General features: G+C 41.0%; 22 protein-coding genes and 1 pseudogene. 6 read left to right on the top strand and 17 right to left on the bottom strand.

Annotation, left to right across the window (positions count from 1 at the left end; all coding sequences use genetic code 11):
• Positions 1-176: 176 nt before the first annotated feature.
• Positions 177-1,091, top strand: a complete 915-nt coding sequence (locus ACLFKQ_RS15750) for a tyrosine-type recombinase/integrase (protein WP_449000150.1) — start codon at positions 177-179, stop codon at positions 1,089-1,091.
• Here the strand turns inward: ACLFKQ_RS15750 and ACLFKQ_RS15755 are convergent.
• The 6 genes from ACLFKQ_RS15755 to ACLFKQ_RS15780 form a co-directional block, all read right to left on the bottom strand.
• Positions 1,056-1,694 (bottom strand): methyltransferase domain-containing protein, encoded by a 639-nt coding sequence (locus ACLFKQ_RS15755; protein WP_449000734.1) that lies wholly within the window; start codon positions 1,692-1,694, stop codon positions 1,056-1,058. The genes ACLFKQ_RS15750 and ACLFKQ_RS15755 overlap by 36 nt on opposite strands.
• 163 nt (positions 1,695-1,857) lie before the next feature.
• A complete protein-coding gene (locus tag ACLFKQ_RS15760) occupies positions 1,858-2,796 on the bottom strand; it encodes a hypothetical protein (protein ID WP_449000735.1) in 939 nt (312 codons plus the stop codon).
• 120 nt (positions 2,797-2,916) lie between these two features.
• Positions 2,917-3,657, bottom strand: a complete 741-nt coding sequence (locus ACLFKQ_RS15765; RefSeq protein WP_449000736.1) for a glutamine amidotransferase — start codon at positions 3,655-3,657, stop codon at positions 2,917-2,919.
• An 11-nt stretch (positions 3,658-3,668) separates the two neighbouring features.
• Positions 3,669-4,628 (bottom strand): diiron oxygenase, encoded by a 960-nt coding sequence (locus tag ACLFKQ_RS15770; RefSeq protein ID WP_449000737.1) that lies wholly within the window; start codon positions 4,626-4,628, stop codon positions 3,669-3,671.
• A 433-nt stretch (positions 4,629-5,061) separates the two neighbouring features.
• On the bottom strand, positions 5,062-6,483 hold the full coding sequence (gene pdxR, locus ACLFKQ_RS15775) for a MocR-like pyridoxine biosynthesis transcription factor PdxR (protein ID WP_449000738.1): 1,422 nt from the start codon (positions 6,481-6,483) through the stop codon (positions 5,062-5,064).
• Positions 6,470-7,120: an ISAzo13-like element transposase-related protein gene (locus tag ACLFKQ_RS15780; RefSeq protein WP_449001047.1), complete on the bottom strand. Its 651-nt coding sequence runs from the start codon at positions 7,118-7,120 to the stop codon at positions 6,470-6,472. Before ACLFKQ_RS15780 ends, pdxR begins: the two co-directional genes overlap by 14 nt.
• Positions 7,121-7,483: 363 nt before the next feature.
• On the opposite strand from ACLFKQ_RS15780, the gene ACLFKQ_RS15785 reads away from it, so the two are divergent.
• Positions 7,484-8,050: a peroxiredoxin gene (locus ACLFKQ_RS15785; RefSeq protein WP_449000739.1), complete on the top strand. Its 567-nt coding sequence runs from the start codon at positions 7,484-7,486 to the stop codon at positions 8,048-8,050.
• A gap of 163 nt (positions 8,051-8,213) precedes the next feature.
• Here the strand turns inward: ACLFKQ_RS15785 and ACLFKQ_RS15790 are convergent.
• From ACLFKQ_RS15790 to mobC, 4 genes and pseudogenes are all read right to left on the bottom strand, one after another.
• Positions 8,214-8,324, bottom strand: a pseudogene (locus ACLFKQ_RS15790) (transposase); the annotation flags it as partial.
• 302 nt (positions 8,325-8,626) lie between these two features.
• Positions 8,627-9,667 carry a hypothetical protein gene (locus ACLFKQ_RS15795; RefSeq protein ID WP_449000740.1) on the bottom strand — a complete coding sequence of 347 codons (1,041 nt, stop codon included), beginning with the start codon at positions 9,665-9,667 and terminating at the stop codon, positions 8,627-8,629.
• A 96-nt stretch (positions 9,668-9,763) separates the two neighbouring features.
• Positions 9,764-10,399, bottom strand: coding sequence for a relaxase/mobilization nuclease domain-containing protein (locus ACLFKQ_RS15800; RefSeq protein ID WP_449000741.1), 636 nt, complete (start codon positions 10,397-10,399; stop codon positions 9,764-9,766).
• Positions 10,396-10,617, bottom strand: a complete 222-nt coding sequence (mobC, locus tag ACLFKQ_RS15805; RefSeq protein WP_449001048.1) for a plasmid mobilization relaxosome protein MobC — start codon at positions 10,615-10,617, stop codon at positions 10,396-10,398. Before mobC ends, ACLFKQ_RS15800 begins: the two co-directional genes overlap by 4 nt.
• Before the next feature lie 294 nt (positions 10,618-10,911).
• Here mobC and ACLFKQ_RS15810 point away from each other — a divergent pair, with 294 nt between their 5' ends.
• Entirely contained in the window at positions 10,912-12,219 is a 1,308-nt protein-coding gene (locus ACLFKQ_RS15810) for a ParM/StbA family protein (RefSeq protein WP_449000742.1), read from the top strand.
• Positions 12,216-12,668, top strand: a complete 453-nt coding sequence (locus ACLFKQ_RS15815) for a hypothetical protein (protein ID WP_449000743.1) — start codon at positions 12,216-12,218, stop codon at positions 12,666-12,668. Before ACLFKQ_RS15810 ends, ACLFKQ_RS15815 begins: the two co-directional genes overlap by 4 nt.
• Positions 12,669-12,748: 80 nt before the next feature.
• Here the strand turns inward: ACLFKQ_RS15815 and ACLFKQ_RS15820 are convergent, their stop codons facing one another.
• The 5 genes from ACLFKQ_RS15820 to ACLFKQ_RS15840 form a co-directional block, all read right to left on the bottom strand.
• Entirely contained in the window at positions 12,749-13,156 is a 408-nt protein-coding gene (locus ACLFKQ_RS15820; RefSeq protein WP_449000744.1) for a hypothetical protein, read from the bottom strand.
• A gap of 175 nt (positions 13,157-13,331) precedes the next feature.
• The gene (locus tag ACLFKQ_RS15825; protein ID WP_449000745.1) at positions 13,332-13,793 is read right to left on the bottom strand and encodes a hypothetical protein; all 462 of its coding nucleotides are present in this window, start codon (positions 13,791-13,793) and stop codon (positions 13,332-13,334) included.
• Positions 13,793-15,562, bottom strand: coding sequence for a hypothetical protein (locus tag ACLFKQ_RS15830; protein WP_449000746.1), 1,770 nt, complete (start codon positions 15,560-15,562; stop codon positions 13,793-13,795). Before ACLFKQ_RS15830 ends, ACLFKQ_RS15825 begins: the two co-directional genes overlap by 1 nt.
• Before the next feature lie 188 nt (positions 15,563-15,750).
• Entirely contained in the window at positions 15,751-16,461 is a 711-nt protein-coding gene (locus tag ACLFKQ_RS15835) for an IS6 family transposase (protein ID WP_448997902.1), read from the bottom strand.
• A gap of 82 nt (positions 16,462-16,543) precedes the next feature.
• A complete protein-coding gene (locus tag ACLFKQ_RS15840) occupies positions 16,544-16,774 on the bottom strand; it encodes a hypothetical protein (protein WP_449000747.1) in 231 nt (76 codons plus the stop codon).
• 216 nt (positions 16,775-16,990) lie between these two features.
• Between ACLFKQ_RS15840 and ACLFKQ_RS15845 the strand changes: the two genes are divergently transcribed.
• Positions 16,991-17,950: an NAD-dependent epimerase/dehydratase family protein gene (locus ACLFKQ_RS15845; RefSeq protein ID WP_449000748.1), complete on the top strand. Its 960-nt coding sequence runs from the start codon at positions 16,991-16,993 to the stop codon at positions 17,948-17,950.
• 428 nt (positions 17,951-18,378) lie between these two features.
• The gene (locus tag ACLFKQ_RS15850) at positions 18,379-18,699 is read left to right on the top strand and encodes a hypothetical protein (protein ID WP_449000749.1); all 321 of its coding nucleotides are present in this window, start codon (positions 18,379-18,381) and stop codon (positions 18,697-18,699) included.
• Here the strand turns inward: ACLFKQ_RS15850 and ACLFKQ_RS15855 are convergent.
• Both ACLFKQ_RS15855 and ACLFKQ_RS15860 read right to left on the bottom strand, forming a co-directional pair.
• On the bottom strand, positions 18,687-19,022 hold the full coding sequence (locus tag ACLFKQ_RS15855) for a DUF5132 domain-containing protein (protein WP_449000750.1): 336 nt from the start codon (positions 19,020-19,022) through the stop codon (positions 18,687-18,689). The genes ACLFKQ_RS15850 and ACLFKQ_RS15855 overlap by 13 nt on opposite strands.
• 39 nt (positions 19,023-19,061) lie before the next feature.
• Positions 19,062-21,380, bottom strand: coding sequence for a heavy metal translocating P-type ATPase (locus ACLFKQ_RS15860; protein WP_449000751.1), 2,319 nt, complete (start codon positions 21,378-21,380; stop codon positions 19,062-19,064).
• Positions 21,381-21,402: the final 22 nt, after the last annotated feature.

Here is a 21,402-nt window from a genome sequence, read left to right on the forward strand (position 1 = left end):
TTTCATCGTGTCTGATAACTGATATTAGCAGACATAAAACTGCCATAATCTTACCGTTTATGTCTGCTAATGCTGTAATTAACTTCAATTCTTAATGTCTGCTAAGGTTTTTCCTCGGTAGCATTGAAGAGTGACCCCCCGTCGCCGACGATGAATCACCTGCATATTTCGTAGTTATGAAGCCTGATGCTACCACATCTTTATCTCCATTAGGTCGTCAGGAATTAGCTGACTACGAACTTTATCTGCGCGGACAAAGAGATATTAGTCCCGTAACGGTTCGTAATTATTTGTCAGATTTACGTTCTTTTATTACTTGGTATGAAACAAAAAGTATTAACTCGGCAAAAGTCGGGTTCAATTTAACCAAAATTACAACTCCTACTTTGACTCGCTATCGTAGCTATCTTCAATCTCAGCTAAAGTTAGCTCCTGCTTCGATTAATCGCTATTTAGTAACTCTTAAATCCTATTTTGCGCTCGCTGTGGAAGGTCAGAAAATTACTAGTAACCCCGCAAAAGTAGTTAAATTAATTCCTCTGATTAAATCTTCGCCACGTCAAATTAGCGATGGGGAGGAATCGGCGATAGTTTCGGCTGTTACCAATTATGGTTCTGCTCGCGATCGCACGATAATCATTTTGATGCTTCATACAGGCTTGAGAGCAGCAGAGGTTTGTCAGCTAAAGAAAGGGCATATTCATTTGAGAAAACGTAGTGGCTATCTACAGGTTTATGGCAAACGAAATAAGTATCGAGAAGTGCCTCTTAATGCCACAGTCAGAAAGATGTTGCTAGAGTATCTTCCCACAGTAAAAGGTAGTTGGTTATTTGTTTCTCGAAAAACTAAATCTGCCATAACTACCCGTGCCTTGGGCTATTTAGTTAGTAAATATGCTCGAATTGCTGGGTTTGAAGATATTAGTCCTCACGATTTACGCCATCGCTTTGGCTATCGAATGGCTGAAACTGTACCTTTGCATCGTTTGGCTCAAATCATGGGACATGATTCTCTTGATACGACGATGGTTTATGTTCGCGGGACGAGTGAAGATTTACAGAGAGACGTGGAGCAGATTGCTTGGCAGTGAAGCTTGAAAGCTTTGACTGGCAAGGGTCAGAAGGAGATGTGGCACGATTTTACACGTATCTCGGCTCAACGCCATTATGTCCTGAAAACGAGCGTCGGCAGCTCTAACTTTTTCAAAAAGAATGAAGCCGCCGCCCCAGTTCAAGCTGTTGTAGATTTTGTTAAATAATAGTTGTCGCATGGCAGGATTAACGAATTGGATGGTGTAGTAAGCAACAATCAAATCGGCAGCATCTAGTTCCGCATCCAAGATATCAGCTTGACAAATCTTGACCTTTGATAAGTCCGAGTTTTTGCGATTTGCCACTTCAACCATCGCTCGCTCAATTTCTAAACCGGTAATAGAAACATCACGATCGCAATTAGCCTCAGCTAGTCGGCGCGTAAGTTCACCTGTCGAGCAGCCTAATTCATAAACTACCGAACCGTTACGAATAAAAAAATCGGACAGTGCTACAACAATCTTGTGACCTTGTTCATACTGCGGCACCGAACGGCTAACGTGCTGATCGAATGTCTGCGGTACATTACCACCAAAAGACCAACGCGCGTTCTTTACAGATATAGCATCACCGACATTTACAGTATCACTAACATTAAACATAAATTACTATTCCTACCATATATGTTGAGTTAGCGGAATATATATAACGGAAAGGCAATTTATCTGTAAACTTTTTCCGTATACTTCCTCAAAAGAATATTTTCAATTTCAATTTCTAGTCGCGACATCTAACTATATTTCGGCAAAAACATAGTTTCAATCTTCAAGTTTTAGATAACAAACTACATCCCCATCCACTCGATCCTGTTCCAATCAACATGGCAAGTTCATCTGTTAAAAGAGGGCTTTCGATAGAAAAGTCATGCAAATTTATTATGTTATCTGAGGCCCAGGCGTGAGCAAATCTCGAAATGTTTTTAGTATAGGTTTGAGCCTCATTAAAACCCAAGATATGACAAAAGGTTCTGGATACTGAAATGTTATAACAATTGGTTATTAGCCGGCGAAAATCGTTGGGCTTTTTGTTTATTTTCTTTAAGGCTATGTTCGCGGTTTGTTTTACCCCTTTAATTGTCTCTTCGAGGAATTCTGGTGTTTTCGGATCGATATTACTAGCTTTTGAATTTATATATTGACTAGTGCAAAGTAGTTCAAATTCTCCTTTTTCTCTAGAGTTAGTTAGAAGAAAACTTGCTGCTCCATCACTTAATACTGACAATGTACCCTGAAGTATTCTTTCTTCCTCTGAATTCTTATCAGTAGTGACTATCAAAACATTTTCACAATCTCCTGCTCTGACTAAACTTGCTGCTACCCTTAAGGCTGAGTGTAAATTTCCACACTCAGAAAGATTTATTCCTATAGGATAAGCTTGCTCTAATGCTAATTCGTCGATCAGACGAGCAACTTCTGGTAATCCAGTACCATTCACCCCAGCACCTAAATTCCAAAAACTATTAGTAGCGTATATAACTACATCAATATCTTTTCGGCAAACTTGTGCTTTCTCTAGAGTTTGCAAGATGCTATTTTTAGCAAGCTCTGATGCTGTTAGTTGACTTTTACTGTATTTATCTAAATTAAGCATTAATAGCATGTCTAGAAGTTGAGAACTTCTTTTCAAATCGTCTATTTCTCTAATATCACAAAGATCTCCTAGCTCATATGCAAGACCTGTTAAATACACTTTTTTACTCTTCATAAGAATCTTTCTAATACTCAGAATTGGGTAGTTTCTACAGGACAGTGCAGGTCGAAAATTCATGACCGTTTTCAGCGTTCGGGGCAACAATCAAATCTAACCCCAGCCATGAAGATGGGGTTAGATGCTGGTAACTACGTTCTTTTCTCTGCTTTCAGAAGTTGCCAAAGATCCTAACCAATCTTGCCAGAATTTCGCTGCTTGAATTGATAGTCGCTCAGCGTAACGAACTGTTTCTTCTCGAAGTTTAGCTACTGTAATATCAGGCGTTGCCTCAATCTCACAGGCGTGACCGATAAACCACTGCTCTAGCTGTTTAGCTGTGACTTCTGGATGAAACTGCAACGCCAACCCTCTTTGCTTCCAGGAAAAAGCTTGATTGTGGTAAAGTGAGCTAGAGGCTAAATGAGTAGCGTCAGTAGGCAAATCGAAGGTGTCTCCATGCCAGTGGAGAACGGCTGTTCGATCTCCTTCCAGGTGAGCAAGCGATGTTTTCTGACCTATTGAACTTAACTCTAGAGGAAACCACCCAATCTCCTTTTGCGAACCTGGATAGACTCTTGCTCCCAAGGCACGAGCCATTAACTGTGCCCCCAAGCAAATCCCCAATGTAGGTAAATCTTCAGCAAGACGGCGTTCTAACAAATGCAGCTCATCAACTAAGAATGGGTAATCGTGCTCATCGCAAGCTCCAATTGGACCTCCGAGAATCACCAGCAGATCTGTGCTAAGATCAATGCTAGTCAAGTCATCTGAGCCAGCTTCTACATATCTCAAGGTATAGTTTCGTTGATTCAAGGCTTCAGCTAAACTTCCCAGATCCTCAAAGGCAATATGTCGAATGATAGTGGCCTGTTTCATGGTAGTCATCCTCATATCAATTTGTAATCTGCGAAAATTCGTTCAATTGCAGGATTATCGAATACTCCTGCCGCTGCAAACATCTTTAAGGTTGGATTAGCAGCTTGCCGAACAACCTGGGCGACTCGATCGGGTACGTAAACCTCTTCTAGAATTCCTTCTGAATCCTTGGCATCAAATCCTAAGCGGCGCAGGATGCTGTATTCAAGTTGATGATCGGGACCTAGAAATGCCCAGACCAATTGTGGCAGTAATTGACCCATTTCCTCCTTGTCATAGGATGTAAGGCTTTGCCAAAGGGCAGGGAACAAGCCACGGAAATAAACGCTGTGTAAAGCTTCGTCAGCCGCATGATTGCCGATGACTGCACGGACAATGGAAGCGACTTGAGGATCGTGGGGAATATCGTTTAGGACTTTTGTCACCAGAGTTTCTGAGATAGTGACAAAAAATAATCTAATGAGATTGGGTGACAGTCGAGTTTGATGTTGAGTAATGATTTTCTCGATGATGCGGTCAAATTGAGGACGACCAACAACCGAGCGGTTGAGTCCAAATGCATCTTCCACCTGAGTTGAAAATAGTTCTACAAAAAGAGCATGTCCTCCTTCATCGCAGTAAATTCTCAAAGCGTCATTTTGCTGGAGAGTGCTCAAATAAATGGGCGCTCGTCCCAGAGCCAGACTCTTGCAAACGGGATTGACATGGCTCAATTCTAATAAGGTTGTGAATTGCAAATGAGCAAGGAGTCGATAAGCTAGAAACGTTATCCGATGAGTCGGAACTGACACAATGGCAGGATGAGTTGCAACTGGAACGAGATCTGGAGAAAAGGGTAAACCTTCAACGTTACCAATGTCGCACTCTCGAAATGGTTTGCTCCGTATCCAACTTGATTTATTCCATCGGCTAAAAGGACTTCGGTAGTTTTCTTGAGAGGTTGGTTCAGCAAGGTAGTTTGCCGTCGTCATAAAAAAGCTCCTAGATATTCAGCAAAACAACAGTAGAGAAAATTAATAACAATTGCAGTTTTCCAATAATACTGTTATCTTAGTTACAATAATTCTCTTTAAAGTATGCTATCGCCTTATATGAGTTAGTAAAAGCCCCAATTAGAGATTTTTTTTGTGTACCAATTTCGCATTTCTCACAAGATGCAGAAAGGGTTCATCTCCAGTATCTTCGTCCGTTAAGACTGCTGCTGGAGTAAATAATGCTTCTAGAAAATCGAGCAATTGCTCGATCTTCTACGATCAAACGTTGTGTTTTTTTTGCTCTTCGTCTCGGTTTAATTTTGGATTTTTGCTTATGGTTATTCAAATCGCTCAACCATTCGTCTTTCGTAAGTTTTACACGACTTGTTACGCTCTGCTTTAACTTGTCACCAATGATCCTTGACTGGTATCAATGTATCAAACCTCGAAGTCTATTAAACGCCTGATGAATCTCAGATTCTGTAATTGCACCATATCCCAGTACCAAATGACAATCTTCCCTTTTGGCCTCTGGCTCATAATAAGTCGCTCCTGACCACAGACCCACTCTTCGTTCTGCGGCCTGATATATTAACTCTTCTGCTGGCTGAATGGATGGAAGCTTAATCCAAAACTGCATACCACCGCTAGGAAGTTGCCAACTCCACTTTGGAAACAACTCTCGTAAGTATGTCGCAATCAAGTCGCGTTTTTTACGGTAGTGAATTCGCATGCGTCGCTGATGACGTTCCACTGCCCCATCTTTTAAAAGTTCCGCGACCCAACGTTGTAAGATTAAACTCGTTCCACCATCCAACTGCCATCGAATATCAACTAGACAACGAATAATTTCTGGGTGAGCAACAATATACCCTAGCCGTAAACTATTAAACAATGACTTTGAAAAAGTGCCTAAGTAAACGACTCGTCCCCCCAAATCGTCGGATTTTAATGCTGGCAATGGATGTCTATTATAATAAAACTCACTATCATAATCATCCTCAATAATTAGTGCATCCTGCTCCTCAGCGAGTTGTAATAGAGCTGAACGACGGCGAGGAGATAGAGTTACACCTACAGGAAAATGATGTTCGGGCATGACATAGTGAACTCGAGCTGAGTAAGCATCTTCCGTTAAATACATACCTTCTGAATCTATTGGACAGGCAATCCCTTTGATGCCCCGAATCGTGAAATTTCGAGGAATTGATAGATAACCAGGAACCCCATAGGTAATGCTGCCACCGTATGGTGCAAGCAACATACTCAGAAGAGAAGAAGAATGCTGCGACCCGTGAGTAATTAAAATTTGATTCGGTTCCGCTTGAATGCCTCGTGCTGGTAAAACCCGTTGGCAGAGTGCCTGAATTAGCCATAAATCTCCACTATCTTTCTTGTAATTATTAAATTCAGGAATAGTTTGGCGAATCATCCGATTAAAGGTCTGTCGCATTGCCTTAAACGGTAGGTAAGTGTTCTGAGCGAGGCTTGGTGTAAAACATATCTTGTCTATATTTTGGTCATCTGCTCGAAAGGTGTAGTCGACTTTCATTAATAGCCAATCGGGAAATCTTCGAGTGTTGCCAATGTATTTTTGTTGTACAACTGGAATCTGAGCGACGAAAGTGCCATGTCCTATTGTGCTTGTGCAGTATCCTTGTGAACAAAGTTCTTCATACGCTATAACCACCGTCTGACGAGCAATGTTCAATTCGAACGCCAATTGACGACTTGAAGGTAGCCTTGTACCTGATGTCAGTTTCCCAGACGAAATTGCATCGCGAATCTGCTCCGATATTTGCAGGTAATACGGGAGATGCTTTGGAGTTTTATCTAAATCAATATGCAGCATATTGGTGCAACAAAAAACTTACCAAGTAGAGTATAACGTTAGACCAATTACTTAATCGATAGGGAGGGTAATAAATTAGTCGAATTTTGACATCAATACTTCGGGATAACTCGACCATACGTTTGATAAATTGAGTTCGGTCACTTCTAGTCGCTGCTCCTCCATCTAGGTTAATTACCCATTCATCGAGTTGAGATTTCTGAGGTTGATTTTCATCCCACCAAGCCGTTAAACAATCGACGATAAAATCGCTGGTTTCAGACGAGTGACCCATATAAATCGATAATTGGTCATTGCTAGTATTGAGAATACCAAAGGGGACTAGAGTAGCTTGCCATTGTGTGTCATGGTCATCTGCTTCTTGTGCCTCAATTGTCCGCGCTTTGCCACCCCTCGGTAGATTGCCAATCTTGACTTTGGCTTTACTATCAATCGATACTCGCAACGATCTCTGATTGTTATCAGATAGTTGATTTTCGCCGAAAACATTCTCAAAGATGGCATCGGTTTGCGCTATCTTCTTTAGAGGCTTGGTCTTTTGAGTTTTTTTAAGCGATATCCTAAGCGATTGAGAATTTCGCCAATTGTCTGGCGAGTTGGTAATTGTGTTTCGGTATATCCCTTTTCGCCAATTAATGCCTCTCGTACCGCTCTGGCACTAATACGAGCATAACCAAAAGTAGAGCGAAATTTTGGGTCTGCTTGAGCTTGGGCATCTACCAGGGAACGGATATCTGCTTCTAATTTAGTATTAGCTATCTTCTAAAATGCCTGGGATTCTATTTATCCGCAAGTCCCTTAAACAAAAATTAAGCCCAAACAAACCCCAAACTAGCTTTATAAGCAGTAAAAACTTCTATATTGTGATTGAGCCATGATGCAAAACGGTAAGACACAGCTGTACGAAATGCTTCCAATGCTTCAGGCGCTCGCCCTCTCCCTTTTGTTAAGTTCGTCAGCAGTATCGAATGATACTCATACCCCATCTAGAAAAACGATAATGAAAAATTTTACAAACCTACCATCTAACTTACCTGTACCTCAAGATGATGGAGCAAGTTCTCATTTATTAGGAAAAAGCTTGCCTAATATTATTCTTCATTCTACTTCTGACAAACAGGTAAATATTTCAAACATTGAGGGCAAAGTAGTATTTTATTGTTATCCAATGACGGGACAACCAGGTATTAAACTCCCTGATGGTTGGGATTCAATTCCTGGCGCGAGAGGATGTACTCCACAATCATGTAGTTTTCGAGATCACTATCAAGAGCTTCAAGCACTTAGTACTCAAGTCTATGGAATAAGTACACAAGAATCTACTGCTCAAACTGAAGCAGTGAAAAGACTTCATTTACCATTTGAACTTCTAAGTGATGCAGATTTTGAATTGACCACAGCATTACAGTTGCCAACTTTCGAGGTAGAAAACAAACGACTTATTAAGCGACTAACTTTGATTATCCAAGAAGGAAAAATAGTAAAAGTTTTTTATCCAGTTTTTCCTCCTAATCAAAATGCTAGGGATGTTGTTGAATGGTTAAAGCAAGCAAAACTTTGGCGTTAAGTATTTTGTCAAACAAATGTTTACAATGACCAGCCTCTACTCCTATTTTGTCTGTGGCGAGTTATTTCTTTCTGTCTGATGTGCTGTAACAATTCATTCCAATCTTTTGCTCGTTTGGGTACATCGCGAGAAATCTTAGATTTCGACGGGGCTTCTTTGGCGAGGGTTTTCTATCGTTTACATTTCCAGGAGTGAGAGCAACATTTAATAGTTCTCTGCGATCGTTAATTACCAAATGAAGCTTGAAACCATAAAACCAATCTACAGAGGTTCTTTTTAAGGTAATTCTAATAGCTTGAGGAATGCTCCCATCGTTGATTTACTCCCAGAAATTTGGTTGCATCTGTTGTATATAAGGTAGCTATTACACCAAGTTTTTTCCGCCTTGATATACATTCTTCATCTTGTTCGAGGGTGTTGGCGAAGCGGATTAGCGTTGCGCGGAGCAAGGTAGTAATCAGAAGACTACAAGCGCGAACTAGCGCAATGCTAACAACAGCCAACTGTTTTTATCTATATGTTATATGTTAGCCGTTGTTTAACACTCGCTATTAGACATTGAATGAACCCGCGCAGTTAACCAATGGAGAATCCTTTAGATCTTTTCTTTTGCTTTTCTTGCTGCTTTAAGTATCGTACAGATTCATCTAGTCTTTCCCTGTCTTGTTGGCTCAAATTAAATTTCTCAATTTCAATAATGCCTCCCTGTTCTCGACCTTTTGACGCTGCATAAAGGATCGAGTCGTCATGAAGACGAAAAATGGTCAAAGTCTTTTCTCGTTCTTCAAGCCGATAGAACTTACCTTGGAAACAGCGCGTTCCTCCTGATGACTCTCCCAACTGCTTCAAAATATAGCTGGCACAATCATAAACCATTAAACCTTCTTCTATTCTGTCTAGGCGAGCAATATTATCGGGTGTTAAAAGCAACTGGGCTAATTTCTCCATCTCTTGAGTTTGGGGTGAGGTATGCCAATCCTGATAAACTTGAACCTTTTTTTGCCATTTTTCCTGGTTGTTATTGGCTGTAGCTAACTCGCGCTGAATGTCTTTTAACTTAGACTGATTTAATCGGATCTGAGTTTTTTTCTGTTCGATGACATCAGAGCTTACTCCAAAGGGATTGAGCAGAGAACGAGGTGATAGTTGCTCTAGCTGTTGTTTTTGGGAACTAATTCTTCGCTCTCCTAGTTTTTTGAGCCTTTCTAACCTTTCGATCTCTGTTTCAATACTTTGAATTATTTCGTGTTTCGGTTCAGATGGACGCGACGATAGCCATTTTTCTACATTCGATTTAATTTCTAATAGTTTATCGTCAGTAAGTTCAGTTGGCTGTTGGTTTGTTTCTTCATCTTTTACATCATTGCTCAACTGTGACTCATTTTGTTTGAAGTTCGTCTGCGCCCTTATGAAATCGTTATGAAGAGAAGACGGCAAATAACTCACCAGATCGATCTGGGACCATGTTACTTGTTTCGACTGGGGAATACTTACTCGTTGACCAGAATAAGCCAAATCCATAGCAGAGCGATCGCGATAAGAGTCAAAATCAAGACCTCGTTGAGAGATTAATTTAGGAAAAGAACCATTATGCAGCTTACTTCCCCTTACTTTCAAATCTCCCAATCGATAACTGATACGCTTTCTACCCTTATCGGAGATAGTTGGTCTGACATCAATATCTAAACCCTGTAACCGACCGATAAACGTAGTTTAGTCGGGCTTGTCCTCGCTCGCCTTGTCGATAGCAGCCTGTAGCTTAATACTCAATGGGATCTCTGGTAAAGCCGTGCGTTCGCCCTCTTTAAACTCTTTGATTTCTCGTTTAATTCTTTGTGTTTGTCCGTGAGATAAGGCTTTTCGCTTTCTCTTTTTGGACGGAGCAACAGTTGTCAATTGTTCTGTTAGTTCCAACTGTCGAAGGATCTCTTCAAACTTACGCTTATCCTGCCAATCGTCTACCCTATTACCGTCTAAGGTAATCATATTGACCGCAATATGAATATGGTCGTGGTCGTGATTCCAATCGTGTCCTGGGTCATCGCGATGATGATCTACTACTACATATTGATTGTAGGTATAGCCCAGTTCTTCAACTGCTTCGGTGGCAATTCTGGCTTTAACCTCATCCGATACATAACCATCAGCAGCAGCAAAACTAATAATTAAGTGCTTAACTGGCTTTTTAGTAGTCCTACGTTGGTCGGCACAATTATTAAATTCTTGGGTTAACTCAGATGGTGTTCGTCCCGCAGCGTTCCTCCCTATTATTCTCGCTCCTTTATCTTCAGCCAAAAGGTAACGAAACAAACCGCCAAAGTCGCTGCCATGTTCGATATGACCGATCATGGTTCAATGTCATTATCTTGCTTAACCCCAGACAGAGCTAACCTAACTTCAGTCAGTTTTTCTTTCATCATCTCGATTAACTTCAAAGCATTTTCTAGGCTTTCAGGCTTTGGTAGGGATTGGGGAATTGCTTCTCCTTTAAATTGTGCTGTATTTATGACTTTAGCTATCTGATTGATGTTGTTCCCGATAGCTGGCTCTCCAATCTCTATTCTTATTGACCAGAAACAACCAGAAAGTTAATCGCGACTAATTTTTTTAGTAGGCGCACACTTTGACTTCATATATTCTAGTTTGATTCAACATTTGGCACAGATTAAGCACAAATTAGTTCAAAGTAATAATGCTATTTAACGCAGACCAATTTATCAAATGGCACAGTTTTTAGCTCTATTTTGGTAATCATAGTGCCAAAACTGTGAAAGTATTGCTTCGCCTAATTTAGTTTCTAATCGACGTTAGTTTTTTTGAGGGCTAAACTTGAGTTGTATTATATTCATAACTTATTTTATATGCCCAAAATTTTTCTTTGTGTTGACCCTGGAGGGAGTCAAACCAAAATTATCTATCAACTTACAAGAGATAAAAAACCCAGATACTTATTAATGCCTCCAGAGGTAGAACAAATTAAAGAAGATAATTTGAAACGCTATCTGGAAAAAGAATCCTCGATGTCTAGTCCCTCGGCAATTAGACAAGCCTATTTAGAGGTCAAAGAGCGGACATTTGTAGTTGGTTATTTTGCCAGTAAGTTTGACCCCGAAGACAGATTACAAGAGATTAAGTATGAAAATGCTCTGTATAAAACCTTAGCTGCTGTAGGTGTAATTGCCGAACAAAGTCAGCTTAACCCTAAAAAAATCTCACTACAGTTAGCAATTTTATTGCCCTGGAATGAGTACGAAGATCGCGCAAAATTCTACAACAAGCTAAAGGAGTATTTATCTAATTTCGTCTTTCGAGGGTCATCATATTCAGTCCAACTAGATAAGTTTATTTGTCGCCCTGAAGGTGGTGGGTTAGCAGCTATTCATACACGTAAACAAGGTAGCGACTGGCAACAAGATAAGAAGCTGGGTATTTTGATGTTCGGTCATCGTAATATTACGGCTTTGTGTTTTGAGTATGGAGAGTTAACGGGAGATAGCCCCTTAATTGGATTTTCTAAATTTCTCGACAATGTAATCGATAGAACCAGTGGGTTAGATAGGGATAGGATAGCATCGGCTATTTTTAAGGGATTAGAATCAAAGAGAACAGAAAGCTACAGTTCTTCTCATAGTGCAAGCCATACCGACTATCCGCAATGGTCTAGTTTGGATGCCATCAAACAGTTGGCTAATGCCAAAGATAGAGATTTACGCTCCCTTGAAATAAGAGAGGTTAGTAACGCGATCGAGATTGCTACAGAGGAATATTGGGCAACAGTATCAAAATGGCTGGCTAAAATATTTCCCTCAGATTTGGATTCCGTGGTGATTTCGGGTGGTGCATCCAGGTTTTTAGAACCCGATTTGGAAAAGCATTTTAACTGTGAACACGCTTACGAGACAAAATCTGGTTATTCTTCTCGCTATCTACGTACTGGGAAATATAGGCGTTTAGAATACGATCGGCATTTTACCCCTATGGTTTGGGGAGCTGGTTTTACCAAAGAAATTGAAGAGATTTTAGCCCTGGATGGTAAAAAAGAAGCGGAAAATTCTTTGTCTTATAGGTTAGTAGATGCCTACGGCTTGTTCGACCTTTTAATTTCATTGAATCAGAAAAAATCTAAGAAAGTTTCGCCCAAAAATGTAAAAGAGGGGTCGGTGGCATGAGCAAAAGAAAGCGAGTGAGTTTGAGTACCCGTTTGCAGCCTTATTCGGGTACTTTGTTGGCTGAAGTGGTTGAGTGGTTAAACTCTCATCAGAACGATGAAAAGAATAACCTGATAGCAGACGCTGTGGTTATGGCTTATTTACCCTACGCCAGAGCTAGTCAAGGTGTTGACTCGACTGAGATAGAAAGGTGCTGTTGGGAGACACAGAATCTGTTAGATAAGCATGGATTTAATCTGCGCTCCTCTTTGCGAGTTTCTCAACCCCAGTGGCATTCTAATGTTATGCCGACCACAGTGGCACATGGTAGTCGCAATAGTCAGCATACTGTCAATAATTCAAACCCTCAAATTGAGCTTGATGAGGATGATGAGGAATTGATTCCTAAAAGTTTAATTGAAGGAGAAGAAGGCGATGATGATTTATTTCCCGATGATGAGTTTGGGTAGGTTACCCTGAGCCAAGTTATAAAACGCCAACAATTACAAAAGCAAACCAAGCTTCAGTCATACATAGAAAAAATTTACCTCTAAAATCGGTTAAACTTTGCTTCGGTACTTTTTGGGAAAATTTTTGATATATCTTTGGTCTCCAAATCAGGCTCTACTTCCTGCAAAAGTTTTTTTAGCATCTCTTGATTAATTGATTCTATAAACCGATCTAAAATTCTTTTTTGCCTCGCTATTGTTTCAGGATTGAAAATCCACTCGTAATCTAGAGCCATCACGCCATTTTTGGCTCTGATAAAGGCTAAACCGAAAAAAGTTTCCGATTTATGACTAAACTTAAAACCAGTAAAAGGTGGATGACCTTTGGTCGTATTTGACCAAAGCTTCTTAATCGGCTCGTTTGCCTCATCGAGATTAAAGAAAGTTATTTCGTAGTTTGATTTGCCGAAATCTGGGTCTAACCTTGCTCGTCTTTTTGCCTCACCCAAAACGTCAACCCCCAATAGATAATAGTAATTCTGGCATTGTCTATTATTTTAGTATCAATGTTTAAAACCATGACCGCTAGGTATTTTCTGCCTTAATACTTAACTAAATAGGTAACTGTTAAATAAAAGAAATATAAGCAGAGTAGCAAAAGCAAAAGTCCAACTATGCGCCGTTTTATTTAAGAATAAGCGATCGCCAACCTACCCCACTATTTAGATCGTGTACCACAACAGCACCCAATTTGGCATCATCGGGGTCTAATTGTGTATGAAATAGAAATTCGGTTTCAGGATCGTAACTGTTAACCAGAGAAATCGCCTGGGTTTGTGATGAGCGAAGATTAGTTAAAGGAACATAGGCTGGCTGACTGTCAGAGGTAAAAGAAAAAATTCCCCGACCCAAAGCAGCATGAAAGATGCCGTTTAAAGCTCCCAACTGAACATCAGCAGGGGGAGGAGTTATCGCTTCTTCTTTAATCAGTTGAGCTACGGTAATTTTTTGCTGCTCGTCCAAAAGACTCATAACCAACGAGCCTTGTCCTGGCTTTGATGTGTTGGGGGAAGCTGATTTATTGTCTAGCTTTTTTATGTCAGCTAAAACTCTTCTTGGTTTTTTCCGACGATTCGCTTTACCCATTATCCATCCCCCATATACACAATCATCGATTTCTTCGATCGATCGAGCCAACTAAGAATCTGGTTCGGTACGCCATCGTTTGTCATCAGCTTGACCATAATCTCTTTAATTACCGATAAACCTAGATCTATTGTGACCTCTAATAATTCTAGACACGGTTTGAGCTTTGACAACGGATCGGGTGATGGTTCATTTGAACTATTATCTGCCAAATTGGGATCATCTTTTCCCGTATCCACCACTCCCCTTAAAGGATAAATATCCCTTTTTTCGGGGGGAGTGGTTACGGTTGGTAATGGCGGGTCTATGCCATACTGCGTCTGCATTCTATCCTGATAAATTCGATTCTCCTCTTTAATTTCCTGTTCCGCTTGCGCTTTTTCAATCCTCTGTTGCTCTCTGTATTGCAACACCTCCACAGCAAAGGCTAGTTCTTCTACTGACAAACTGTAATAGCGAACCTGTTGTCCTCGCTTGCCTTTTTTACGACCAATCATCTTTAACCCCAGTTGCCCCATTAATATTCCCAGCAACCACATCGGTTTACAGTTTTCTGGAATGGTAAATCCCAGGATTGCTTTAATATGGGCGCGAGTAGCAACAGCAGCCTTAGTCATCTGAACTACATCAGTGTCAGTGGCACAGAGTTCTTCTCCTGCCAGCAATCGGGCTAATATCTTTGGTAAACCCAAAATATGACGGGCTAACCATTTACTAGAGTAATTATGCCAATCCATACACAAAGACAGATTATCCCGTTCTCTTATATCCTTCTCGGCTACAATCTGCGGTGGTGTGGGATATTTTTTACCACTTGTAGGATCGATAATTTCTCCTTCATCGGGGGCTAATAAAGATTCCAAAGCAATTATTTTACTAATCAGGTAGCCCCCAGCATCCTGCTTGACCAACTCTTCAGTTACTGGCATCCCGTAATCTCGTTGAATCCGATATTTTTCGCACTCCACAAGCTCTTCTGGTTGGAGATAGTCTTTTGACTGACGGCTGAGGTATTCACTACTACTAATATTATTAGCTTGAACTACAGCTAGTTGGTGAGCGGTATCTAAAGTACGACCAGCTTCCTTTAACTCCATCGCGACAAAAGGGTCTGCTTCACTATCGGCTGGGGTTAGGTTATACCCCATCTCGTTCAACAGAGAATGTAAATCGTCCCGTAAATTATTAATAGAACGGTTTCTCTGAGCTTCAATTTCACAGTAAGCGTTCAAAGCCCAATCTTTTTCTGCCCCACGTCTGCCAGTTTCGCGGTCGATGCGAATTAAAAATGCCGTCATCTCGTTTAGTTCTAGCATCCGCTCCTTAATCTTAGCAGCATTGGTTTCTTTGTACCCGAAGGGCGGACGGGGAGCGACCCAGATATGTAGGGGGACTTGGGGACGATAGCGATGGAGGGATTGGGCGCATTCGGTAGCAGTTTGGCTTACCGCGTGAAATGCCCCGAATACCGCATCAAAGTGGTAATTGGGAATATCGACCCCCGTACCCAAACTGGGAGAAGCCAGCAGAACATCGACATTTTTTACTTCAGTAGAAATATCCTTGATAAACGCCACATTCTCTTCGCTACCGCTATTTTCAGCGTGAATCGACCAGATACGTAATTTATTATCGGATTTACTGTCTAATTCACTTCTGCCCTCTGCCCTCTGCCCTCTGCCTTCAAATACTTTGACCGTCATGGCAGCTTCTAATTTTTTGATAAATTTCTTCGAGTCAGAAACCACCATAATCTTTAATCCCAGCATCAAAGCAGTAAATATGGTAATGTTGCAAAAACTTAAGACAAACTTGTAGTATTTAACAAACGTAAATAACTACTAGACCAGATGAACTCAAAGCAACCATTTAAGTGGAAACATTTTCAAGGAGAAATAATTTGGTTCTGTTGCAAAAAATCCGAACAGAGAGAATATACCTGTGATTAACTAATTTTTTAGACAGCGATCCCAAACAGAGAATAGACAAAATTTCTTTGTCCCAAGATGTCACCTTTAGCGATATTTTTTATTTGCCCTTTGCGAATCACATTCATGATTTCATACCCTTTTAATGTCCGCCATGCTGAGTGGAAATGTTGAAAGTATAATTTATACTTAGCCTGCTTTTTCGGAAATCTATGGTCTTGCTCGATGATATTATTAAGATATTTGTTCTGTCTCAATTCACACTCACTAGAGATAATTTCTTCCGTTTGAAGTTCTTCAACTGCTGCGGGATAAGCAGGATTTTGGTCTACGTTAATAACTCTTGGCTGCTTATTATGTCTCGATTTCAGGGCTTTCTTCAAGAATCTTTTAGCAGCTTGTTTATCTCTCCTGGCACTAAACATAAACTCTATGGTAATACCATTGCTGTCAACTGCTCTATATAGATATTTCCATTTTCCTTTGACCTTGAGATAAGTTTGATCTACTCGCCAAGAGTCATTAGTTGAGATGAGATGCTTTCTGGCTCTTCTTTCTATTTGTGGTGCATAAATCATCACCCATCGGTAAATCGTGGTGTGGTCTACAGATAGTCCTCGCTCTTGCATGATTTCTGCTAAATCACGATAACTCAAACCATAGCGGAGATACCACCTCACACAAAGTAAAATTATTTCTCCTTGAAAATGTTTCCACTTAAATGGTTGCTTTGAGTTCATCTGGTCTAGTAGTTATTTACGTTTGTTAAATACTACAAGTTTGTCTTAAGTTTTTGCAACATTACCGATCTACTTTTTGTCATCAGCGATCGCCAATCTCTGCTTGAGAACGTTTCAGCATTTTTTCTCTGAGATGGTCGTCATGCTGTCGTCGTGTAGTTTCCCCTTCACGAGCTCGTTCGCTAGTCTCATTGTCTGCGGCTGTTTCGAGCTCAGCTTCGGCGCGAGTTGACATGGTATCGTGCAAATGTTTTTCCCGTTGTCGTCTAGCTGTGGTTTCTTCTCGAGCTTGGTGTTCGATATCCATATTCATATGTTTTCCCTCCAATTTTAAGATCCATTTATGTTAAATTTAAAAATTTTTTTGGCTAATATCTTCCTACCTCAGTAAGAAACTAACTATTTGCTTGAGTTCGATCTAGATCTCGTTCGTTCTCCATACGGTGGACTTTGTATCTCCGCAGAAAGATACCAACTGGAACGGTAATTGACAGTGTGAAAAAGTTTACTTCAGCCGAGAGCGTGCAACATGGCAGCGTTAAAGATTTTAGTTTTGAGTGCAGATACCGAACTGGGACGGGAAACCACCAGACAATTGGTAGCAAAAGGACATCGAGTTACTGGGGTTGGGAGTAAACCTGAAAGTGTCCAGACGCTGCGAGAACATGGTGCTACCTTTACTCAAGCCGACCTAACCAAAGCTGCAGAACTAACTGAAGCTTTACGAGCGGCTCAACCCGACATCGTATTGAATCTGACTCCTCAAATTCCCAATACTTTGCTACATGATAGACAGAACTGGCAAGGATATGACGAGACTTTGCTCGTTACTACCGCAGCCTTATTGAAAGCACTAGAAAATATTGAAGTTAAGCTATTAGTTCACCCCAGCTATGCTTTTCTGTATGGTAATGCTACAAATGCTACTGAAAACACGACCTTAACTGCACCCGACCGAAATCCTATCTTTCGTGCGGCAATTGCCGCAGAAAAACAGATAATCGAGAGTAATCTTCCCTATTGTCTATTAAGAATGGGTTTTCTTTACGGTCCTCAATCAGAAGACTTAAAAAAATACGAAACTTCTTTCAAACTACACCGACCTTATTATGCTGGTCCTGAAGATAATCTAGCTAACTTTCTGCACTATGAGGATGCAGCCAAAGCTTTGGTCTTAGTAGTCGAACGGCAACCTGTAGGAGAAGTATTTAATGTGGTTGATGGTACGCCGACATCTTTTGCTAATTTTATCGATACCTATGCGATGAAGTTGGGTTATACCAAACCAGGTCACATTCCTTTGTTCACTGCTCCAGTAGCTAAAGTAATTATTAAAGAGCCACAAATGGAAATACTCGACCTTTCAACTACGGTCAACCGCGATCGCTTCACTCAACAGTTAAACTGGAGTCCTAGCTATGTCAGTTATCGAGAAGGTTTAGAACAAACAATCGGGGTTTGGCAGCAGCAAGGTATAATCGAGCGATAATGTCTTTTTAGACGAAATACTTAAGTTGGCTACAGATAGATCGCAAGTTAACCATTCTCTATGGTTTTAATTGACCAAAACCTATTGCCATACGCTCGCCAAGCACTGTCTCACTAATGACATCGATCTAATTTTTTTCCGGTTAAAATTTTGACCGAATTTTGTTAGACTATTGACAATTAATTGAAATTAATTATCATTAAGTTTAAAGATTAAATTACACTTGGTAATTTAATTTTGCTCGAGTAATCCAGACTAACAAGGGTTATTTAGTTATCGACACCCAGATTAGATAGCAATCATTGCTGAGATAAATTCTAGGTGAAATGATGATAAATGCTAATAAGCTATAGAATTGGAGCTCTCGAATAGCAAACCAGTTATCCTCTTCTAACTCTTAATCTCGATCGCTGTGGAGAAAGAAAATTATGTCATTGATTCATTGGGATAAGTCCGTGCTTTCGTTTCACCTTAAAGAAATCATTGAAGATGGTCACGGCAATAACCCCGTTGCTCTAGCAGGATTGAGCGCGATCGCCGTAAGTTCCCTGCTCGTACCTGCGGTGACAAAATTAGGCAGACCTTTAATTAAGGCAGCAATTAAGAATGGTTTATCTGTTTATCCGGATAAGGCATTACCAGTTAACTCGTCAACCACTGAATTAACTAAAATTTGGCAACAAGCAGCACTCGCCATCGAAAATAATGACGAGCGCCAGTCTCGAGAATTAACCAATCAGTTGTCTTGAGACTCTCGATTGGTATTTGGTGTAGACATTAATCCTGCTGCTACACTAGCTTGTTTAGCTCGTTCGGCAGCTACTTCTGCTTTAGCTTCGGCAACAATATCGCCGATTACTTCTCCGGTTTCGGCGATCGCACCTTTACTTTTTTCATAGAAGCTGACACCACTTTTGATCGCTACTTTGGCAAAGGGTTTTACCAAAGGCAATACTGTAGGAGCTAAAATCACCGCTCCCATTCCAAGAGCAAGAGTCTGAAGGGGATTGTTTTTGTAAGCATTTTGAACTTGGTTGAGAACGGAACTTCCCGTTCGTTGTATTGATGACATTTGGTTACCTCTCCTAAAATTAACTAAAATTAACCGATTTTACTGGAAATTCCAGTAATTTTGTTCCTCCAACTGATGTTGCATCAGAGGACGAAGACTGTTAAGTCCAGCAGCGATCGCCGAACCGTTATGAACTACCGTCGCCATTAGCGGATTTAATCCCACTGTAGAAGCCAAACCCAAAGCCATTAAATTGGGAGCCACAACCATCAAGGTATTTTGCTCGATTAGCTTCTTAGTTTCCCGAGCGATATCGAGTGCTTGCATCAAGCTAGCTAGATCGTTATTCATCAGCACCACATCAGCTATTTCTCTAGCAATATCCGAGCCATTAGCAAAAGATACCGAGACATCGGCATAAGCTAAAGCGACAGAATCATTCAAGCCATCACCGACGAAGGCGACAGTTTTGCCAGCCAGCTTTAAATCGCGAACGATCGCAGCTTTTTGTTCGGGAAAAGCTTGGGCGTGGACTCGAGCGAGGGGAATATTGAGTTCCTCTGCCACTATTTTAGCTCTTTGCTGGTTATCTCCCGTCAATAAATGAATCTCGCGACCAGATGCTTGGAGAGACTCGATTAGAGCAGGACTTTCAACACGCAGGGGATCGGCATATTGGATTACTCCTTGTAATTTGCGATCGCCAGCGACATAGATTAAGGATAACCAGGAGGAAGTGACGGATTTTTGTTCGAGATCGCAGCTATGACGCAAAGGAAAAGCTTTAGTTTCTAGGCATTCTAAACTAATTCCCTCTTGTAGTAAAAAGCGATCGCTTCCGACTAAAACTTCTTTGTCTTCGACAGTGGCACGAATCCCCAACCCAACTTCATAGTTCCATTGTTCCCGACGGGGAATATTAATCTTTTGGCTTCGAGCATAATGGGTAATTGCCTCGGCTACGGGATGGGCAATTCTTTGTTCGGCAGCAGCAGCTAGAGTTAATACTTCTGTTGCAGACATTCTGCCTGGTATGGTTTCAATGCCAACTACAGTCAATTGTCCTTGGGTTAAAGTACCCGTTTTATCAAAAACGACCGTATCTACTTCTGCTAATTGTTCTATGGTTCGTCCACTACGTACCAAAATACCGTGGCGCGTGTTGTGGTTTAATGCACCTAAAAATGCTGTCGGCATGGAAACGCGAATACCCGTGACAAAATCCAAAGTCAGGATCGAGGCTGCCCGTGCTGGTTCTTTAGTAATGGCTAAGACAATACTAGCTAAAACTAGAGAAGGTAAAATTAACCTATCTGCTAGCTGTGCTGCATAATTTGCCATGCGAGTATCGTGTACGGGGGCATTTTGGAGTAATTCGAGACTGGCAGCAGCACGAGTCTGTTTTCCTACCCTATCGGCACGAAGATAAATTTGTCCAGAGCGAACTAAAGTTGAAGCATAAACCACCGTTCCCACTTGGGCGACGATGGGCATCGATTCTCCTGTAAGTTGCTGTTGGTCGACCGTTGCCGAACCTTTCAGCACTTCTCCATCTACAGGAATTTGTTCTCCAGGATAGACAATTACAGTTTCTCCTACTTCGACGTGATCGCTCTCGATCTGGATAGGTTTTCCTTCTCTAATTACCCAAGCAAAATGTCCGATGGCATCGAGGAGATCGGCGGTTTGGGTTGCTGTGGAACGAGCCGTACGTTCGCGAATTAGATCTCCTAGTTCGTGCAACGTAATCACTAAAGCAGGAGTCGCCAGTCTTCCTTGACCGTAACTCAAACCCACCGCTAGTAGGTCTAGGCAATCTATGTTAACTTTGCGATCGCGCCAAATACTTTGACTGGCTCTTTTAGCTATGGGTATGGTTACGGTGACTAGACTTGCTAGGGCGAGAGGTCGTAACCATAGCAATCTACGATAATTGCTCAACCAACTAACGACAGTGGTCAAGACAGGTAAAGTTAAACTAAACCAATTTTCCCTGTCTGAAGTGGAATTTTTGGTTGGTTTGCTCGTGGGTGATTTAGTTGTATCTACTCGTTGAATTAGTTCGCTCAACCCAGAAGCAATTTCGCTCAGCAAAGCGTTTTTGTAGCTATAAATAATTGCGATCGAAGCTGCAACGGAATTTACCCTGACATGATTAATTCCGGGTTGGGCTAGCAAAAATTGTTGAAGATTGGCTGCATAGTTTGAATCATTTTGTAAACGGTCAAGGCGAAATCTCGCTCTACCCGGAATATGATGAACCAAACGAGCTTCAATTGCTTCAATTTGATGAGTGTCACCACTAGTTGGGGAATCTGACAAATACTTTATCCTTTGTTTTTCAATTTTTTTTTGCAGTTTTTTCGCTTTTTTTTGCAGTTTGCGTTCCCGTTTTTTCTGTTTTTTATTCTTTGCCATTAATGAGGAATAACCACTAACT

This window comes from Myxosarcina sp. GI1(2024) (assembly GCF_053543375.1).

What these genes read in the sequence shown, in the direction of transcription:
- ACLFKQ_RS15750 (WP_449000150.1), top strand. Translation starts at nt 177, where the DNA reads ATGAAGCCTGATGCTACCACATCTTTATCTCCATTAGGTCGTCAGGAA.
- ACLFKQ_RS15755 (WP_449000734.1), bottom strand. Translation starts at nt 1,694, where the DNA reads ATGTTTAATGTTAGTGATACTGTAAATGTCGGTGATGCTATATCTGTA.
- ACLFKQ_RS15760 (WP_449000735.1), bottom strand. Translation starts at nt 2,796, where the DNA reads ATGAAGAGTAAAAAAGTGTATTTAACAGGTCTTGCATATGAGCTAGGA.
- ACLFKQ_RS15765 (WP_449000736.1), bottom strand. Translation starts at nt 3,657, where the DNA reads ATGAAACAGGCCACTATCATTCGACATATTGCCTTTGAGGATCTGGGA.
- ACLFKQ_RS15770 (WP_449000737.1), bottom strand. Translation starts at nt 4,628, where the DNA reads ATGACGACGGCAAACTACCTTGCTGAACCAACCTCTCAAGAAAACTAC.
- pdxR (WP_449000738.1), bottom strand. Translation starts at nt 6,483, where the DNA reads ATGCTGCATATTGATTTAGATAAAACTCCAAAGCATCTCCCGTATTAC.
- ACLFKQ_RS15785 (WP_449000739.1), top strand. Translation starts at nt 7,484, where the DNA reads ATGAAAAATTTTACAAACCTACCATCTAACTTACCTGTACCTCAAGAT.
- ACLFKQ_RS15800 (WP_449000741.1), bottom strand. Translation starts at nt 10,399, where the DNA reads ATGATCGGTCATATCGAACATGGCAGCGACTTTGGCGGTTTGTTTCGT.
- ACLFKQ_RS15810 (WP_449000742.1), top strand. Translation starts at nt 10,912, where the DNA reads ATGCCCAAAATTTTTCTTTGTGTTGACCCTGGAGGGAGTCAAACCAAA.
- ACLFKQ_RS15815 (WP_449000743.1), top strand. Translation starts at nt 12,216, where the DNA reads ATGAGCAAAAGAAAGCGAGTGAGTTTGAGTACCCGTTTGCAGCCTTAT.
- ACLFKQ_RS15825 (WP_449000745.1), bottom strand. Translation starts at nt 13,793, where the DNA reads ATGGGTAAAGCGAATCGTCGGAAAAAACCAAGAAGAGTTTTAGCTGAC.
- ACLFKQ_RS15830 (WP_449000746.1), bottom strand. Translation starts at nt 15,562, where the DNA reads ATGCTGGGATTAAAGATTATGGTGGTTTCTGACTCGAAGAAATTTATC.
- ACLFKQ_RS15835 (WP_448997902.1), bottom strand. Translation starts at nt 16,461, where the DNA reads ATGAACTCAAAGCAACCATTTAAGTGGAAACATTTTCAAGGAGAAATA.
- ACLFKQ_RS15840 (WP_449000747.1), bottom strand. Translation starts at nt 16,774, where the DNA reads ATGAATATGGATATCGAACACCAAGCTCGAGAAGAAACCACAGCTAGA.
- ACLFKQ_RS15845 (WP_449000748.1), top strand. Translation starts at nt 16,991, where the DNA reads ATGGCAGCGTTAAAGATTTTAGTTTTGAGTGCAGATACCGAACTGGGA.
- ACLFKQ_RS15850 (WP_449000749.1), top strand. Translation starts at nt 18,379, where the DNA reads ATGTCATTGATTCATTGGGATAAGTCCGTGCTTTCGTTTCACCTTAAA.
- ACLFKQ_RS15855 (WP_449000750.1), bottom strand. Translation starts at nt 19,022, where the DNA reads ATGTCATCAATACAACGAACGGGAAGTTCCGTTCTCAACCAAGTTCAA.
- ACLFKQ_RS15860 (WP_449000751.1), bottom strand. Translation starts at nt 21,380, where the DNA reads ATGGCAAAGAATAAAAAACAGAAAAAACGGGAACGCAAACTGCAAAAA.